Annotated in this window: 19 protein-coding genes; 6 read left to right on the forward strand and 13 right to left on the reverse strand. The window is 35.7% G+C overall.

Features of this window, described 5'->3' with window-relative positions:
* Positions 1-80: 80 nt before the first annotated feature.
* Positions 81-3446: a DNA polymerase III subunit alpha gene (locus tag DS745_RS19525; protein WP_129079886.1), complete on the reverse strand. Its 3366-nt coding sequence runs from the start codon at positions 3444-3446 to the stop codon at positions 81-83.
* 318 nt (positions 3447-3764) lie between these two features.
* Here DS745_RS19525 and ytrH point away from each other — a divergent pair, with 318 nt between their 5' ends.
* From ytrH to DS745_RS19540, 3 genes are all read left to right on the forward strand, one after another.
* Positions 3765-4091, forward strand: a complete 327-nt coding sequence (gene ytrH / locus DS745_RS19530) for a sporulation membrane protein YtrH (RefSeq protein ID WP_129079887.1) — start codon at positions 3765-3767, stop codon at positions 4089-4091.
* Between the two features lie 3 nt (positions 4092-4094).
* Positions 4095-4601, forward strand: a complete 507-nt coding sequence (gene ytrI, locus DS745_RS19535; RefSeq protein ID WP_241657868.1) for a sporulation membrane protein YtrI — start codon at positions 4095-4097, stop codon at positions 4599-4601.
* A gap of 120 nt (positions 4602-4721) precedes the next feature.
* A complete protein-coding gene (locus DS745_RS19540) occupies positions 4722-4910 on the forward strand; it encodes a YtzJ family protein (protein WP_129079888.1) in 189 nt (62 codons plus the stop codon).
* 26 nt (positions 4911-4936) lie between these two features.
* Here the strand turns inward: DS745_RS19540 and DS745_RS19545 are convergent, their stop codons facing one another.
* Complete coding sequence (locus DS745_RS19545; RefSeq protein ID WP_129079889.1) at positions 4937-5881, reverse strand: DHH family phosphoesterase; 945 nt, start codon at positions 5879-5881, stop codon at positions 4937-4939.
* 95 nt (positions 5882-5976) lie between these two features.
* Here DS745_RS19545 and DS745_RS19550 point away from each other — a divergent pair, with 95 nt between their 5' ends.
* Entirely contained in the window at positions 5977-6270 is a 294-nt protein-coding gene (locus tag DS745_RS19550) for a YtpI family protein (RefSeq protein ID WP_129079890.1), read from the forward strand.
* Positions 6271-6359: 89 nt separating this feature from the next.
* Here the strand turns inward: DS745_RS19550 and DS745_RS19555 are convergent, their stop codons facing one another.
* The 3 genes from DS745_RS19555 to DS745_RS19565 all read right to left on the reverse strand — a co-directional run bounded on the left by DS745_RS19555 (position 6360) and on the right by DS745_RS19565 (position 9664).
* Entirely contained in the window at positions 6360-7667 is a 1308-nt protein-coding gene (locus DS745_RS19555) for a CBS domain-containing protein (protein WP_129079891.1), read from the reverse strand.
* An 89-nt stretch (positions 7668-7756) separates the two neighbouring features.
* Entirely contained in the window at positions 7757-8005 is a 249-nt protein-coding gene (locus DS745_RS19560) for a hypothetical protein (RefSeq protein WP_129079892.1), read from the reverse strand.
* 972 nt (positions 8006-8977) lie between these two features.
* Entirely contained in the window at positions 8978-9664 is a 687-nt protein-coding gene (locus tag DS745_RS19565) for a metal-dependent hydrolase (protein ID WP_129079893.1), read from the reverse strand.
* Between the two features lie 184 nt (positions 9665-9848).
* Between DS745_RS19565 and DS745_RS19570 the strand changes: the two genes are divergently transcribed.
* Positions 9849-10943, forward strand: coding sequence for a M24 family metallopeptidase (locus DS745_RS19570; protein WP_129079894.1), 1095 nt, complete (start codon positions 9849-9851; stop codon positions 10941-10943).
* A 57-nt stretch (positions 10944-11000) separates the two neighbouring features.
* Here the strand turns inward: DS745_RS19570 and DS745_RS19575 are convergent, their stop codons facing one another.
* The 3 genes from DS745_RS19575 to DS745_RS24685 all read right to left on the reverse strand — a co-directional run bounded on the left by DS745_RS19575 (position 11001) and on the right by DS745_RS24685 (position 12525).
* Complete coding sequence (locus DS745_RS19575; RefSeq protein ID WP_129079895.1) at positions 11001-11372, reverse strand: hypothetical protein; 372 nt, start codon at positions 11370-11372, stop codon at positions 11001-11003.
* A gap of 75 nt (positions 11373-11447) precedes the next feature.
* Complete coding sequence (locus DS745_RS19580) at positions 11448-12206, reverse strand: SDR family oxidoreductase (protein WP_129079896.1); 759 nt, start codon at positions 12204-12206, stop codon at positions 11448-11450.
* A gap of 178 nt (positions 12207-12384) precedes the next feature.
* Entirely contained in the window at positions 12385-12525 is a 141-nt protein-coding gene (locus DS745_RS24685) for a hypothetical protein (RefSeq protein ID WP_161568320.1), read from the reverse strand.
* 144 nt (positions 12526-12669) lie between these two features.
* Between DS745_RS24685 and DS745_RS19585 the strand changes: the two genes are divergently transcribed.
* Positions 12670-13104 (forward strand): universal stress protein, encoded by a 435-nt coding sequence (locus DS745_RS19585; protein ID WP_129079897.1) that lies wholly within the window; start codon positions 12670-12672, stop codon positions 13102-13104.
* Positions 13105-13163: 59 nt separating this feature from the next.
* On the opposite strand, the gene argH is transcribed toward DS745_RS19585, so the two are convergent.
* From argH to DS745_RS19610, 5 genes are all read right to left on the reverse strand, one after another.
* Positions 13164-14546, reverse strand: a complete 1383-nt coding sequence (gene argH, locus DS745_RS19590) for an argininosuccinate lyase (RefSeq protein ID WP_129079898.1) — start codon at positions 14544-14546, stop codon at positions 13164-13166.
* A gap of 2 nt (positions 14547-14548) precedes the next feature.
* Entirely contained in the window at positions 14549-15751 is a 1203-nt protein-coding gene (locus DS745_RS19595; protein ID WP_129079899.1) for an argininosuccinate synthase, read from the reverse strand.
* A 198-nt stretch (positions 15752-15949) separates the two neighbouring features.
* On the reverse strand, positions 15950-16774 hold the full coding sequence (locus DS745_RS19600) for an alpha/beta fold hydrolase (RefSeq protein ID WP_161568321.1): 825 nt from the start codon (positions 16772-16774) through the stop codon (positions 15950-15952).
* A gap of 111 nt (positions 16775-16885) precedes the next feature.
* Positions 16886-17200 carry a hypothetical protein gene (locus DS745_RS19605; protein WP_129080107.1) on the reverse strand — a complete coding sequence of 105 codons (315 nt, stop codon included), beginning with the start codon at positions 17198-17200 and terminating at the stop codon, positions 16886-16888.
* 79 nt (positions 17201-17279) lie between these two features.
* Positions 17280-18110, reverse strand: coding sequence for an EcsC family protein (locus DS745_RS19610; RefSeq protein ID WP_161568322.1), 831 nt, complete (start codon positions 18108-18110; stop codon positions 17280-17282).
* Positions 18111-18117 lie beyond the last annotated feature (7 nt).

Genomic DNA, 18117 nt, shown 5'->3' on the forward strand with positions numbered 1-18117 from the left:
TAATTTAGAACCAGGTATTAAAGTGGTCAGACCACTCTCCCTTATTCATTATAACAGATGATGACATTCTGTACATACCCTTACGATTTTAGAACCACATTTCCTTTTCCAAGCATTTCATTAAGAGCTTCTATACATTGATTTGACGCTGTAATTCGAAATTCATCAGACAATTGAACTGTTTGCTTCCGCTCTTCATAATAAAGAATTACTTTACTATTGCCAGGAAACATTTTTAACGTACTTTTTAACTGAACAAGCTTAGTTTGGTTAGCATGATTTTGATCTATTTTTAAGTACAATATACCTTCCTTAATTTGACTCCTAGAAAGGTTTTTTACATCTAAAACCTTAGAGATAATTACTTGCGTTCGTTCGTTGGATACCTCTAGTTTTCCTTCTAAGAAAACTAACTGCCCAATCTTCATTAAAGCAAAGAATTCTCGGTATTGTTTTGGGAAGACGGTCAATTCTAGTTCACCACTCTCATCGCTAAACTTTAAGAATGCCATCTGTTCCCCTTTTTTGGTTTTAACGACTCGAATGGTCTCTAAAAGTCCAGCAAGACGTACAATTCCTTCGCCTTTGGCTAGAGCATCCGCAACCAAGATCCGATTATGAGAATTAGCAACTTCAGAATAGTCCTCAATTGGATGACTAGATAGATAAAAACCTAATGCCTCTTTTTCATAATGAAGTTTTTCAGAATCTTTAAATGGTGGAACTTGTATTCCTTCAGGCACCTTAACTTCTTCATAAAAAAGTTGCGATTGTCTATCCTCTGTTTGTTGCCTCACCTGTTCTCCAAACTCTAAAGCATAATCCAACGTAGCTAAAAGACTTGCTCGATGTTGACCAAAATCATCAAAACTTCCAGCTGCTACTAGTGACTCCAAGGTTCTTCGATTTATATACCTTGTGCTCACTCTAGCACAAAAATTAAAGATATTTTTATAATATCCCCCTTTTTGACGTTCTCGAACAATCTCCTCAATTGCTCTAATACCGACATTTTTTATTGCAGCAAGACCAAATTCTATGTCATTTGAACTACCAATTATAAAACCTGCGCTACATTTATTAATAGAAGGCGTAAGAACAATGATACCCTTCTTCTTGGCATCAATAATATATTGGTTTATTTTTTCAGGTTGTCCAATCGCACTTGTTAATAGTGCAGTGAAAAAAGCGGAAGGATAGTTGGCTTTTAGATAAGCCAATTGATATGATATAACACTATAGGCAACCGAATGACTTCTGTTAAAACCATAATTAGCAAAACGGACAATCAAATCGTAAACATCATTACTAATCTTCTGATCATAGCCCCGCTTTAAACATCCTTGTACAAATCTGTTTCTCTGTTCTTCCAATGTTTCTAATTTCTTCTTACTAACTGCTCTCCTTAAGATATCAGCCTCACCGAGAGAAAAACCAGCTAATTTAGAAGCAATTTGCATAATTTGCTCTTGATAAATAATAACCCCATACGTTTTTTCTAATATCGGCTTTAAGTCTGGGTGAGTATAATTAACTTGGCGTTTATTATGTTTTCCCGCTATGAAAAGCGGAATGTTTTCCATTGGACCTGGCCTATACAAAGCGTTAACAGCCACAATATCTTCAAATTCAGTTGGTTTTAAATTAGATAGCACTCGTCTCATCCCCGGAGATTCTAGCTGAAAAACACCTGTTGTATCACCAACTCCTAATAATTGGAACGTATTTTGATCGTCAAAAGGGATACTTTCCAAGTTAATCTTTTTTCCTTCCATTTGATAGATATGAGAAACAATTTCTTCTAGGAATGATAGGTTTCTTAAACCAAGAAAGTCCATCTTTAATAGACCTATCTCCTCTAAAATTGTCATAGGATATTGTGTTAACAAAACTTCGTAATGGCCTTTTTGTACTGGCACCTTATCAGTTAAAGGGTCCTTACTTATGACGATACCCGCTGCATGAGTAGAAGCATGCCTAGGAATACCTTCAACCCTTTTTGCTAAGTGGAACCAATCGGTTATTACATCACTCTCTTGAATAAGTTTCTGCAAGCTAGGTGTCTCTTTAACAGCCTCATCAATCGTCAAATTTGGTCTTGAAGAAATCTGTTTAGCAACACTATCAATTTGCTTTAAAGGGATTCCAAGGACTTTCCCAATGTCTCTAAGTGCTGCCTTTGCTGCTAGTGTCCCAAATGTGATAATCTGCGCAACATGATTTTTACCATATTTTTGAAAAACATACTCGATAACTTCTTCCCGTCTTGTATCTGGGAAATCAATATCAATATCTGGCATTGTTATACGTTCAGGGTTGAGGAAACGTTCAAAAAGCAAATCATATTTAATTGGATCTACATTGGTAATATGTAAGACATACGCAACTAATGACCCTGCAGCAGAACCTCTTCCTGGTCCTGTAATCATCCCTTTTTCGTGTGCAAATTTCATAAAATCCCACACTATTAGAAAATAATCATTGAACTGCATTTGATCTATAATTTTAAGTTCAAATAGTAAACGCTCTTGTATTTCATCTGTAAGTAGTTTATAACGTGTTAGTAGTCCTTCTTGGCACAACTTAAATAAATATTCTTTTGAATTCACTCCTGCTGGCAGCGGAAACTTCGGTAAAGCATGTTCTCCAAAGTTCAATATTAGATTACACTTATCTGCAATTTTTTTTGTATTTAGGAGCGCTTCAGGAATTTGAGAAAATAGTTGTTCCATTTCCTGTTTAGATTTTAAGTAGTACTCATTTGTATGGAATTCCGTTTTTATTTCCTCTAATGTTGTACCTTGTTCTATCGCCAATAAGCACCTTTGCGCAAGCGCATCTTCTTTCCTTATATACACGACTTGGTTGGTAACTACCAAGTTCATTTGATATTCTCTTGAGAGCTTTACGATTTTTAAATTTAATTCTTTTTCAGTGGCCATACCATGATCATGAATTCCGATGTAAAAGTCGTCTCCAAAATGCGTTTGATATTCTTTTATTGTTAGAAGTGCAAGCTCACTCTTACCTTCCAAAACTAGCTGTTGAATCTCACCTTTGGAGGGAGAACTGATTGCAATTAGGTCTTTACAATATGAAAATAAATGATGTTTTTCAACTTGCTTCTTTTGGTTAGAACCAAGGACCTGAGAAATGCTAGATAGTTTCATTAAGTTTTGATATCCTACCTGTGATTTTGCTAGAAGGATGATCCATGTTTCGTCCTTATTTTTGGTTGTTATACATAGTTCAAGACCAATAATGGGTTTAATTCCCACCTGTTTACAAGCCTTATAAAAAGGAATTACTCCATACAGTACACTTTGGTCAGTGATAGCAATCTCAGAAAATTGCAATTCCTTCGCACGAGCTACAAGCGCCTCAATTTTCGCAGAACTTCTTAATAAGCTATATTCAGTATTGACATGAAGATGAACAAACTCCACGTTCTTTCCCCCTTTTCGAATGGCAGATGCAAAAATTAGACCATTCAACATTCAATCAAAATCACTCGAAACAGAACGTACGATCTTTTTCTTTCATTATATTACTACCAATAGTGAACTACAAATTAGAACTTTTATTTATATCATGAAACCCATAAAAAAAACTCTTTACAAGTATATATAATAACTTTGTCCCATAAGTATTAGTAAAGATAATTAAGAATGAAAATTCCACTTTTTGAAAGGAACTTATCCCTATTAATTTTTTGATCAGATTTTCATTTTACATTCTACATTCAATAAAGGAGAGGCTTTCAGATGGATAAAGAATTTATTGCAACACTGATCATGGATTTTTTTGTCGCCTTTGGTGTGGTAATTGGAGGGGCGATTGTTGGTGGAATAGGTGCATTCTTAATCGGAAAGCCACCGTTGTCCACGATAAATGATCTTGCAACTGGGTTAAAGATTTGGGCAATGGTAGCTGCCATTGGCGGTACCTTTGACGCCATCTACAGTATTGAAAGAGGAATTTATGATGGGTCACATATAGATATTGCCAAAACATTGTTTATGATTTTCGCCGCTCTTTCAGGTGCTCATTCGGGGGGAGTACTGATTCAGTGGATCACTCAGGAGGCCTAATGAATGATGCGGATACCTCCTTACTATAAACAGGCTGGATGGCAACGCTTTTTTGCTGGGGTAATTATAGGTATGATTATCGGCTGGTTCTTTTTCATTTATGAGTTTGGTGAAGTTCAAGAAAAGCTCGTTACAAAAATCAAAATGCAAGAGGCCACCATTAAAAACCAAAAAGATACAATTGAGATCTTAAGAAGTGATAAAGATGAACTGAATAAAGAAAATCAGAAAAAGTTGACGGTCCAAGAAGTAAAGGTTTACTTCAAAAATGATAAAGCATTTAGACTGAGTGAACTTTCTACTCATGACCTACGAAGTCAAATTGAAAAAGAACTATCTGCTGTTCTCAATAGAAATATTGAATCCGTAGCAGAGAGTAAAGATCTTTTATACCAATCAATTGAAAATAAAGTATTTGAAGTCAATGACAAGAGATACCATGTTGTGGTTAGAGACTTTGTTTTGTATACAAAACTTCAAGTATTTGTAGAAATTCGCCTAGCTGATTAACTTTGTACGAATTGTGACAAAAAAGTTTTAAAAATTTTCGGATAAATCATCAAGACAAACACTTCTTTCCATAAATTGTTGTATACTAGATATGTAGAACAATAATAAGGAGGAGTTTCAATGATTATTAGCCGAAAGAAATTAGCAAGGGTAAAAGTGGAACAAATTAAAGCTGGCTACTCTGCTTATACCGAATCAAAAGAAGTGGCTTCTTATGTAAAAAAAGAGTTGGAACGCCTTGGAATAACTGTCTATGAAGATGTAACCTCCTCTGGTTTTTGGTTTATCCCACAAAAAAAAGTAATGTAGCTTTTTAGCTTACATTACTTTTTTTCTTAACCTTCACGGCATATTTCGTGTAACCCAGCTAAAACTTCATCCGCTTGTTCCCAAGAAAAAACAGATGCTCCTGCTGCTAAGGGATGACCACCACCATTAAACCGTTGAGCTAAACCGTTAATAATTGGTTTTTTTGAACGCAACCTAACTCTAATTAATTGATCTGGCTCTTCCACAAAGAACACCCAAGCCTTTATTCCCTCTATATTCGCAAACGTGTTTACTAATCTTGATGCGTCACTAGGTGTCACTTTGTACTCTTGAAGAATTGATTGAGATAATTTTATTGCCCCTACCCCATTTTCATATTGTTCAAAGTTATTTAATATGTAGCCTTGAAGTCTAGCATCATTTAAACTAATTCGTTCCATCGGTTCATAGATGTCAACCAAAGAGAAGGGTTGTTTTACTAACTCACTTGCATATTGGAATGTGCGTTCTGTTGTATTAGGATAACGAAATCTTCCTGTATCACCAACTATTCCTGCAAATAAACATCTTGCAGCCTTCTCGGTCATTTCCATCCCTTTTAAATCATTCCATGTCTCAAAAAGCTCATAGATCATCTCACTTACAGAGCTTGCATTAGTATCTACCCAAATAATATCGCCATAAGGATCTTCGTTAGGATGATGGTCAATTTTAATTATTTTATCTCCTTTACTATACCTCTCATCACTAATTCGTTCTACATTAGCAGTGTCACAAATAACAATTAAGGCATCTTCAAATATATCATCTTGTAATTCGTCCATCTCAATGATGTATTGAAGTGAAGGTTCTTCATCACCTACGACATAAACTTCCTTCTTTGGGTAATGCTCTTTCAATAAGTATGCTAGACCCCCCTGGGAACCTAGAGCATCTGGATCTGGTCTGACGTGTCGGTGAATAATAATTTTTTGATACTTCTCTATCATTTCAATAATTTCGTGCTTCATCCTGTTCTCCTTTTCTCCCAACAATTTTAATATTAGCTTTTCCTACATAATCAAGTTACAATATAACTATAAAAATTCTTTAAGAGGTGGATTCGTTGATTACTACTTTTTTAATTGTTGTCTCTGCAGTCTTCTATCTATTCTATAAAGTGAATTATTTCCGTTCAAAATCCCCTATCGAGAAGAAATGGATTGGAACAAAGGCAAATATTGCTGTCGGTGTGTTTCTAGTCTCATTTGGAATAAATCAAATTATCCTAATAACACCTGTGGCACTTATTGTCGGGACGATATTTATTTTACTCGGTGCTGCTAATGTTATCTTTGGGTTTAAAGCATACAAGCATTATTCCCCATTAGTTCTAGAAGAAGCAAACGCTAAGAGCTAGATTGCTTTAGAAGTATATAGTAAATAAAAGAAGCCATTTAAGAAAGAATGTTGCTTTAAAGGCACTCGCCCTTTACGCAACATTCTTTTTTATCTATCAATAATTTGCGCCATCACTAACGCTTTTCCTACAATTGTCCCTTCATGGAAGATCTCAACATCTACTTTTCCGAATTTACGTCCAATTTCTAAGACCCTTGGGAATATCTCAATCATACTTTCAATTTGTACAGGTTTAATAAAATAGAGAGTAATATTCTCTACTACTAAATCCCCTTTTTTATGAACACGTAACGCTCTACTACCTGCTTCAGTCACGATCGTCGTAAAAACCCCGTAAGATATCGTTCCTAATTGATTCGTCATTTGCGGTGTGACTTCACAACGATAACATATTTCATTTCCAATTGTTGCATCTTGAAATCTACTCGTTACTAAGTCTTCAATCGTTTCACCAATATGAGGCTGACGCTGGTTCATTTGCAATGCTTTTAGAACATCTTGACGGCTAATAACTCCAATTAGCTTCTTATAGTTGTCAACAACCGGCAGTTGTTCAATTCCTTCCCAAACCATTAAATGTGCAGCAGAAGCAACTGAGGTCTGGCCGTTTACTGAAAGGGGACTTTTCGTCATGACCTTTTCAATCTCAATATGTTTTTCAACACCCATAACATCCTTTGAGGTAACCATACCTTGAACTTTCATGTTTTCATCTACGACAGGATAGCGGCTGTGACCGGTTTTTTCGTTAAATTCAAACCATTTTTCTATTTTATCATTCGTCTTTAAGAAATAAGTAGCTTCTAACTTTATATATATATCTTCTACAAGTATAATTTCTTTTTTGATTAATTGATCATAGATAGCTCGGTTAATCATAGTGGCTACAGTAAACGTATCATAAGAAGTTGAAATGATTGGTAAGTTCAATTCATCAGCTAGCTTCTTCACTTCCTCAGATGTATCAAATCCTCCTGTAAGAAGGACCGCTGCCCCAGCTTGTAGGGCCAATTTATGTACTTGATTTCTATTACCAACAATTAATAAGTTACCTGCCTCTACATAACGCATCATTGCTTCCGCTTTCATCGCACCGATAACAAATTTACTCAGTGTTTTATGTAGTCCGTCTCTTCCCCCAAGAACTTGTCCATCAACAATGTTTACAACTTCAGCAAAAGTAAGTTTCTCAAAATTCTCTTTCTGTTTTTTCTCAATACGTATCGTACCTACGCGCTCAATGGTACTTACTAACCCTTGATTTTCAGCATCCTTAATTGCACGATAAGCCGTCCCCTCACTAACAGTCAATGCTTTTGCAATTTGTCTCACGGAAATCTTATGACCAATTTCTAGGGATTGTATGTGTTGTAAAATCTGTTCATGTTTTGTCATTAAGCTCCCCCACTTTCCACCTGTATTCATACTTTATCTTTTCTGTACTAATACAAGTATATAGATGAGAGAGCTTGTTTTCAAGGCAATTAACTATATTGTCGTACTTTTTGTTTTCTTTGTGGTGATGCCTTCTGTCTCGTTGTTCTACTTCTCTCAACTCTTTTACCATAAAGAAGGGCAATCATATTTCCACTAATAGCAATGAGTGCAAACACTATCCAAGCTATTGAAAATACGATAGTTTTCGTATCTCCCTGGAAGTTTAAATAAGGCACACCATAAAACATAATGGCTATACCAAGTAAAAAGCATAATAACAAACGATTTCTTCGCATACTTCTCTCCCCTTCAGATAGGTTGTCTTATTGAATTATATGCAGGGATACAATAATGATGATTGGTTATTGGTGTTTTTAAAAGCTGTTTTCACAAAAGATTGCTATTTTCAAATTATTAGGATAGACATTGCAGTAGATATGGCGGACATCTTTAATATTAAGTTATCATTTATATTTCATTACTCCGATTAACTTTTTACAGATTTAGGTCGATTTGGTTTAATTAATATCCTATCATTACTATCACCCGTTATTCCGACTGATTTTTCCAGACTTTAGGAGAACGTGGTTTAAACACCCATTATTTTAACTAACTTTTCCAGACTTTAGGAGAATTCAGTCTAAATCACCCGTTATTTCGACTATCTTTTCCGGAATTTAGGAGAATTCGGTCTAAATCACCCGTTATTTTGACTAACTTTTCCAGACTTTAGGAGAATACGGTTTAAATCACTCGTTATTTTGACTGAATTTTCCAGACTTTAGGAGAATACAGTTTAAATCACTCGTTATTTCGACTAACTTTTCCAGACTTTAGGAGAATACAGTTTAAATCACTCGTTATTTTGACTAACTTTTCCAGACTTTAGGAGATTTCGGTTTAAACCACTCGTTATTTTGACTAACTTTTCCATATTTTAGGAGAATCTGGTTTAAATCACCCATTATTTTGACTAACTTTTCCAGACTTTAGGAGAATCCGGTTTAAATTACTCGTTATTTTGACTGAATTTTCCAGACTTTAGGAGAATCTGGTTTAAATCACCTATTATTTTGACTAACTTTTCCAGACTTTAGGAGAATACGGTCTAAATCACCCGTTATTTTGACTAACTTTTCCAGACTTTAGGAGGATGCCGTTTAAATCGCCTACCATTTTGACTCATTGGAACCACAGATTTTACGAAAAGAGCCTTTTAAAAAACGAAGACCAACCACATTACTGTGACTGGTCTCCTCTAGGTTATTTTACACTTCTAGTGTCTCGCCTGAAGCTAGAACCTTTCCATCGATCCCGTTTTGTAAGCTAGCTACAAACGCGTGTGGATCTTGCTCAATAACAGGGAATGTATTGAAGTGAATTGGGACAACTGTTTTGGCATTAAGCCATAAAGCTGCCGTTGCCGCATCTTCAGGTCCCATAGTAAAATTATCTCCAATTGGTAAGAAAGCAACATCAATGTTATTTCGCTCACCTATCATTTTCATGTCTGAAAATAAGGCTGTATCACCTGCATGGTAAATTGTTTTTCCCTCAGCAGAAAAGAGAATACCTGCAGGCATACCTGTATAAACAATCGTTTTCGTAGTTACTTCTTCATAGGCTGAGCCGTGGAACGCTGGTGTAAGTTTCACCTTACCAAAATCAAATTGATAAGCCCCACCAATGTGCATCGGATGAACATTTACTCCTTGCCATGCTAAATACGTAGCCAATTCAAATGGAGCTACGACAAGAGCATGATTTTTCTTTGCCAATTCAACGGTATCACCAACATGGTCGTTATGACCATGTGTTAATAGAATGACATCTACTTTAAGTTCCTCTACATTTAAGGTTGTTGAACCATTTCCTCTAATGAAAGGATCGATTATAATTCTCTTATCATTAGCTTCAATTAAAACCACTGAATGACCGTGATACGTTAGTTTCATATATAAACACCCCAAATTAAATTTATTTACTTACCTTTATTCACAAATCTATTTCCTTTTAAAACTAGAAATTCCTGCTTTATTCTTAGAATTTTCACAAAAAAAGAAGTTCTGTTTAACAAACGAACAGTTAAATGGTAAAGTGAAACCATACATATATTTGTAATTAAGAAAGGTGGTCTTTATGAATCAGCGACTCAAAGGAGTAATGAACTGGTTAGCAGAGAAACAAATAGATATGGCTTTTGTACAGACAAAAGCTAATGTTTTTTATTTATCAAAATTTTATACAGAACCTCATGAGCGTTTAGTTGGAATCGTAATTTTTCCGACTTCTGAACCTATTCTGATTTGTCCAAACATGGAAAAACCACAAGCAAAAGCTGCAGGTTGGGAGTACGAAATCATTAGCTACAGTGATTCTGAGAACCCGTGGCACTTACTAGAACAGCGTCTTAAAAAGCAACATTCTTCCGTTAATACAATTGCTATTGAGAAAGAGCATATCTCTTATACTAGAGCAAATGCATTACTAAGCATTTATCCCGAAGGAAACCTAGTATCAGTAGAAGAGAAGCTTTATTCCCTTCGATTAATCAAAGATGATGGAGAACTAGCCATTCTAAAACAAGCAGCCAAGCTCGCTGATTATGGTGTTGAGGTTGGTGTAAATGCTATTAAGGCTGGAAAGTGCGAAATGGATGTCTTGGCATTGATTGAATATGAGTTAAAGAAAAAAGGAATTCGCGAAATGTCTTTCTCGACTATGGTGCTTACTGGTGCTAAATCTGCTGATCCTCACGGAAACCCTGGTCTTACTGAAATCAAACGTGGTGACTTCGTATTATTTGATCTTGGTGTTGTACTTGATGGTTATTGTTCAGACATTACAAGAACAGTAGCATTCCAAGATATTAGCGAAAAACAACGAGAAATCTATCAGACTGTACTAGGCGCACAATTGCAAGCACTTTCTGTTTGTAAGATTGGTACGAGAATTGGTGACATTGACCTAGCAGCAAGAAATTATATTAATGACGCTGGTTATGGGGATTACTTTCCACATAGAATTGGACATGGTCTAGGCATCGAAGTTCATGAATTCCCTTCAATGAGTGAAAATAATAATGACCTCTTACAAGAAGGTGCTGTTTTTACCGTCGAGCCTGGGATCTATGTACCAAACATTGGTGGGGTCCGTATCGAAGATGACATCGTTATTACCAAAGATGGCTTTGAGAGCTTAACAAGTTTTCCGAAGGAATTAATCATTGTGTAAATTAGATAAGGGTATGGCAAAATGCCATACCCTTATCTTTTGAGAGACAATCTTTTTTTATTTTTTCTCCCATACCCATGTAAAGAGCTTATGATCTCCTGTCATCCAACGGATATCGAGCCTTTCTATGTCGGGATATTTGTCTTTTTTTAGTCTTTCAACCATTTCTTCAGCCTTTGCTTTTTCAGATAATTGAAGCGTTTTAATTATCGCCAACATTTCTTGTTTAGCTACCTCGGACTTTATAACCTCTGTCCCTTTTTCAAATTCATACTTTCCTGGACTAGTATACTCCCATTGAAATTCAGAGTCATTCTCGTTAATTGTGATCTTAAGAAAGAAACTCTCCATTAGATTTAAGGCATTACTTTGAGAAGGTAATATAAATAAACCCAAAATTAACATTAACAAAATAAGCATTTTTTTCACGTTCATCACCTCATTACTACTATTAGTAAGTAATGGATGATTTATACTTCCCTATAATGGACAATTTTATTGGTATTACCGGAAGCGATGTAATACATCTACTCCTCCTGTTACTTCAATAACTGTACCTGTAATCATATCGGAATTTTCATCGCACAAAAATGACACAACTCGGCTAATATCTTCACCTGTTCCGGATCGTCCAACAGGAGTATCTTTATCAACAAACTTTCTAGCATCCTCAATTGATGCCTCTTTCATATCACCAACTATATTCCCTGGACAAACCATATTAGCTGTGATACGATTTTCAGCCTCTTCTATAGCTATTGTTTTAGTTAAGGAGACTAGTCCAACTTTAGCAGCCGCAAAGGCAGATCTATATAACCAACCTGGCGTTCCTTCTGCACCTTGGAATCCATAGGTGATTATTCGACCAAAATTTTCTCTTCTCATCATTGGAACTACTTTTTTTACTAAGTGGAACACACTGCTTAAGTTTCCTTCTAGCATTTCATACCATTCACTGTCACTATATTCTAAAAGTTTTTTTCGTTGGAACACGTATGGTCCTGCATTATTAATTAAAATATGAATAGCCCCAAAAGAATTAGCTGCCTGATCAACTAAATGTTCAATATCAGTTTTTTGAGTTACATCTGCTTTAATAAATTGAAATGAACCTTGATATCTTGCCCATTCCTTAGTTAATCGTTCAACAGCTTCTTGATCACTGCGATAACTAACAGAAACCTTATAACCATCTTCTAATAACTTTTCAGATACTTTCTTTCCTAATCCCTTTGTCCCCGCTGTAATTAAAGCATGACGCATGAAACTCTCCTCCTCCCCCAATAACGTAATAGCTACATGATACTTTTATTATATTGTTATGGTAATTCAAAGTAAAAAAGAATGCTTCATAAACTTAGTTCTAATATTTTTTCTTAAAGTAATCTCTATAGATAAAATAAATACCTTGGTAACAAAAACCAAGGTAGTTGACCAACATTTATTGAGTATCTTCACTAGCGTCATCAGTTCTTCTGTTTGTGTCTGTTGTTCCTTCATAATAAGAGTCTAACAACTGTTGTCTAACAACAGCATCGCCTTCTTCGTCAAAAATGGTATTCTGATACTTGGGATCTTTCATTTATTTTATCACCTCCTTTTTTCTTCTCAGATATTATTCATCAAACATTCACGATTTATGACATCTTCACCAAAATATAGAAGTCTTTACATGGTATAATTTAGTTGTAAGCATGACATTATTTTGAAAATAGGGGTGAAACCTATGGAGAGAAACTACTCAAACATTTTAGTAGCTGTAGACGGGTCAAATGAAGCAAAAAAAGCCTTACTAAAAGCAATCGATGTAGCTAAAAAAGACCATGCTAAAGTAATTATTACTCACATCGTAGACACCAGAACGTTTGCTACAGTTGAACAATATGATCGTGCTATTGTTACTAGGGCTGAGGAATATGCTAAAGATATGCTTTCAGAATACAAGGCAATAGTTGAAAAGGCTGGAATTGAGACTACTTGTGTCTTAGATTTTGGTTCTCCAAAGGTAAAAGTCTCTAAGGATATTGCAAAGAAATATGAAGTGGACTTAATTATTACCGGTGCCACTGGGTTAAGTGCAATCGAACGACTCCTAATTGGTAGCGTCTCAGAGTATATAGCGCGCACGGCAAAATGTGATGTACTAATCGTTCGCAACTAAAAAATGTTCAATAAATAGAGAAAAGAGGCAACCTAAAGGTTATCCTCTTTTCTCTATTACTATTTCTTTTTTATTATATCTTCAGCTTTAACTAGTGCTATTTTTACTTGTTCAAAACCAGTTCCACCAGCACTGTTCCGTCTTGCAACAACCGTCTTTGGTTCAAGTACTTGATAAATATCCTCCTCAAATAAGGAACTAGCTTGCTTAAATTCGGCCATAGTTAAGTCTAATAGGTACTTTTTGCTTTGAATACAATGAAGCACTAATTTCCCTACGACCTCATGTGCTGCACGGAATGGCATACCTTTCGTTGCTAGGTAATCCGCTAATTCTGTAGCATTAGAGAAATCTTCATTTGTTGCTTTCTCCATATTAGCGTCTAATACTTTCATCGTTTCAATCATACCAGCAAAAATTTGCAGGCTACCTTTCACTGTGTGAACTGTATCAAACATACCTTCTTTATCTTCTTGCATATCCTTGTTATAGGCTAGCGGTAGACCCTTTAATACCGTTAGTAATGAGAACAAATTACCATATACTCTCCCTGTTTTTCCCCGAATTAACTCAGCCATATCAGGGTTTTTCTTTTGCGGCATGATACTACTTCCCGTAGCAAAAGCATCATCCAATTCAATAAACTGATATTCTTGACTAGACCAAAGAATTAATTCTTCACAAAAACGGGAAAGATGCATCATAACCATTGAAGAATTACTTAAAAACTCTACGATAAAATCACGATCACTAACAGCATCCATACTATTTTCATAAATCCCCTCAAATCCTAATAGCTCGGCTGTATATTGACGATCAATCGGAAAGGTCGTACCAGCTAATGCACCTGCTCCTAATGGGGATATATTTATCCGCTTTAAGCTATCGGAAAAACGCTCATAATCACGTTGTAACATCCAAAAATACGTCATTACATGGTGAGCAAATGAAACTGGTTGTGCTCTTTGTAAATGAGTATATCCAGGAAGGATTGTCTCTACATGTTGCTTCCCTTGTTCAAGGATTGCTTCTTGAAGATGTTTAATTGACTCCAAAATTTCTATTACTTGATTTCGTAAGTAAAGGTGCATATCCGTAGCAACTTGATCGTTTCTACTTCTACCTGTGTGCAGTTTACCTCCAACTTCACCAATTTCATCAATTAAGAATTTTTCAATATTTAAATGAATATCTTCATTTTGTACAGAATATTCCAGTTGTCCACGTGCCGCTTTTTCTTGAATAATCATAAGTCCAGCTACGATTTTTTCAACATCAGATTGAGGTACAATTCCACACTTGCCTAACATTTGAATATGTGCCAAGCTGCCTTGAATATCTTCTTTCACTAACTCTTTATCAAAGCCGATGGATGCCCCAAAGGCATCCACCCAGCTTTCAGCTTTCTTTGTAAACCTTCCACCCCATAGCTTTTCAGACACAGTTAATTGACTCCCTTCTTCGTTACCATACTACTAACTTTTGTCGGTAGTCCCCAAAGCTTAATAAAGCCAACGGCAGCGCTATGATCAAACTCATCCTCAGTAGAATAAGTTGCAAGCTTTTCATCATATAGAGAGAATTCAGATTTACGACCTTCAACAATTGCGTGACCTTTAAACAATTTTACACGAACAGTTCCTGTAACCGTTTTTTGTGTCTCCTTTAAAAATGCTTGAAGAGCAGGCATTAAAGGTGAAAACCATAAGCCATCGTAAATCATTTCAGTAATTTTCTTGCTAATCACAGGTTTAAAATGAGCAACTTCCTTTGTTAATGTTAGATCTTCAAGTTCTTTATGTGCTTTTAGAAGAGTCATTGCCCCCGGACACTCGTATACTTCACGAGATTTAATACCTACTAAACGATTTTCAACATGATCAATACGGCCAACTCCGTGTTTACCAGCTAGTCTATTAAGCTCTAAGATTAGCTTATCAAGGTCATATTGTTCACCGTTCAATGTGATAGGAACACCTTGTTCAAAACCGATTTCTACATATTCTGGAGTATTAGGTGCGTTCTCGATACTTACCGTTAAGTCGTATGCCCCTTCTGGTGGAGTAGCCCATGGATCCTCTAAAACACCGCACTCACAACTTCTCCCCCATAGGTTCTGATCCACAGAATATGGATTATCTAAATTTACAGGAATTGGTACATTATGTTCTTTTGCATATTCAATTTCTTCATCACGGCTCCAGCCCCATTCACGTACAGGTGCAAGCACTTCTAAATTTGGGTTAAGAGCTTGAATTGATACTTCAAAACGAACTTGGTCATTTCCTTTTCCAGTGCAACCATGTGCTACTGCATCAGCACCTACTTCGTTAGCAATTTCCACTAGTTTTTTAGAAATTAGTGGACGAGAAAGAGCTGAAACTAGTGGGTATTTCCCTTCATACATTGCCTGTGATTGTAATGCAGTCAATACAAAGTCTTCTGCATATTCTTTCGTTGCGTCTATCGTATAAGATTCAACTGCCCCAACTGTTAACGCTTTTTCTTTAACGAAGTGAAGATCTTTTCCTTCACCTACATCTAAACAAACAGCATAGACATCATACCCTTGATCGCCTAACCATTTAATTGCTACTGATGTATCTAATCCACCTGAATATGCTAAAACTACTTTTTTCTTCCCCATTCTTCCATTCCTCCAATTATGAATATTGATGCTTTATTTATTATATTTATACAACAGGTCCCAAAAGAAAAGAGGCTCATATAATAAGCTCTCTACTTTTTATTCAACAGTTGCTCTATTCGTTAATCAATACTTTAACATATTCGAATTATTTTGCAATACATATTCATAAAAAAAAAGTAATATTTATTAGTTTTTTTATTCACTATTTAAGAAGTTTGGGTGAAGAAACGAATAGATATGATGTAAAACCGCTATAGGATATTCCTCCATTGGTAAGTGCCCACAGTGCTCTAGGATGGCCAAGGTAGAATTTTGCATATTCTTATGCAAAAACTCACCTTCTTTTAATGGGACAACTTGATCTTCTCTTCCCCATAACAAGTACGTAGGGTGAAGTATGGTTTGAATATCCTCATCCAACATATCATCCTCTCGTTCCTTACCAAGCTGAATGACAGCCTGAACTACTTCTCTTTTTTTGCAGCAGTCTATGTATGGCTGTAAAATCTCATCCTCAAGTCCTACACCACCAGCCAGTACTTTTTTCAGTGCAATATTAACTAACTCATCTTGAAAGTAGAACTGATAAGCAGCCTCATCAATAAGTGGAAAGTAACAGAATAACCTAGCAATCCATGGTGGACGTTTTCTTTGGGCGGATGCCGCGATTAAAAATAACTTATCATACAAATCAGGCTTATTTTTCACTGCTTGCAAAGCAATTTGACCACCAAGAGAGTGTCCAATAATGTGAGCTTTCTCTACCCCGAGCGATTGAATGAATTTGTTTACAAGTATCCCGTAATTCGCCAATGTATACTCAAATTCGGTGCTTGCTTTTGTATCGCCAAATCCGGGTAAATCTAAAGCAATAACACGAAAGCGTTTCGATAAATGACTTACTATAGGGTTCCAACAGATTAGCGAGCTTATAAAACCATGGACAAATACGAGTACTTCTTCACCATAAAGACTGTCCTCGTAATTAATTTTAGTACCCTCGATTTCCATGTGCCCCATATAAAAAACTCCTTTCTTGCTATATTCTATAGAATAAGCAAATAAAGGAGCTTTCATGTAACTTAAGGTTTATCCAACCCAATTCATAATTCATAATTCATAATTCTTTAATTAAAAGTGGCTTCTTCCAGTAATTTCTCCTTGCGCCCTAAACCATAACCAAAGATCATTTATGGCTGAAGCCAGGTCAGAGATTTCAGAATTTAACGTACAAGACCTGTCAAAATCATCTTCATTATACAATTCATCTTGTTTTCGATTTATTTTTCCTTCTAAGTGTTTCACTCGATCTGGGATATCCCCTCGAATTTCTTCCCATTTCGTTAAAATTTCTTCTTGTGTTTCCTTATCGTACGAATTCCAATCTTTTTTAAGATCAGGAATTGCGATACCTAAACGTTCGTCAAACTCAAATTGATACAACAGAGACACCCCCAATATGTATCTTCAATTTTACAACATCTTAGCAGGGTATTGAAGATATATACTTAAGAATGTTGAATGTTTATTTTTCTAAAAGATAACGTTTTTGATAAAATTGGTGAGTTATTTCTGTCACTTGTTTCGCAAGAAAGTAATTTGCTGCAGCACCTACTGTTATTCCTAAAAGAGGAATCCCCTTTATTAACTTATTTCTTAGCAGAAACAAGACCATTCCTTTACCAATTTGCTTAACAGGTTGCTGTAACCATACAGTGGACTTATAACTGTCTTTTTCGTCAAACATAAGCCATTCGTCTTCGATATGATTTAGCTCCATTACTAACTGCTTCCAACCTTCTTTTTGCATCGTTTTTGGCAAAGTTGCTACATGGAAAACCTTAAGTGCTAGCATTAACTCATACGGTTTATACAAATCATAACCATATGTCATAGCCGTTAGTTGAATTGAGCGTAAATTAATTGTAAGCATTAGAGGAAGATCTAAACTAATTGTTAACAAGCCGCCTATTCCTGAAAAACCACCTTGAGCTAATGAAAGCAGCCTTTGTTTTGCCAATTGTTGATTGGTAATGAAACGCAATTGGTCAATCGTTAAGTATTTCATATCTGCAATTTCATTGATATCACTATTAAATACTCTTCCAAAGTCTAAAACTTTGGCAGTCGTTTCTTTATCGTATTTGCTGTTTTGTGAGATAGCATGGCTATGAAAAATAAGACTATCAATGGTATTAAATAAGCGTTCCTGTAGATCTGGGCGCCATTTTTCAATTGCCTTATTAAGGCTAGTTTCAAGAGAGTAAATAGTATTTTTATCACCTTCAATAAAATACTCTTCTTCCCACTGTTCAATTGCTTCCCATACTGCTTCTTCTCTGCTAGTTAACCCCACTAGAACC

It is taken from the genome of Anaerobacillus alkaliphilus (assembly GCF_004116265.1).
GTDB classification, from domain to species: domain Bacteria; phylum Bacillota; class Bacilli; order Bacillales; family Anaerobacillaceae; genus Anaerobacillus; species Anaerobacillus alkaliphilus.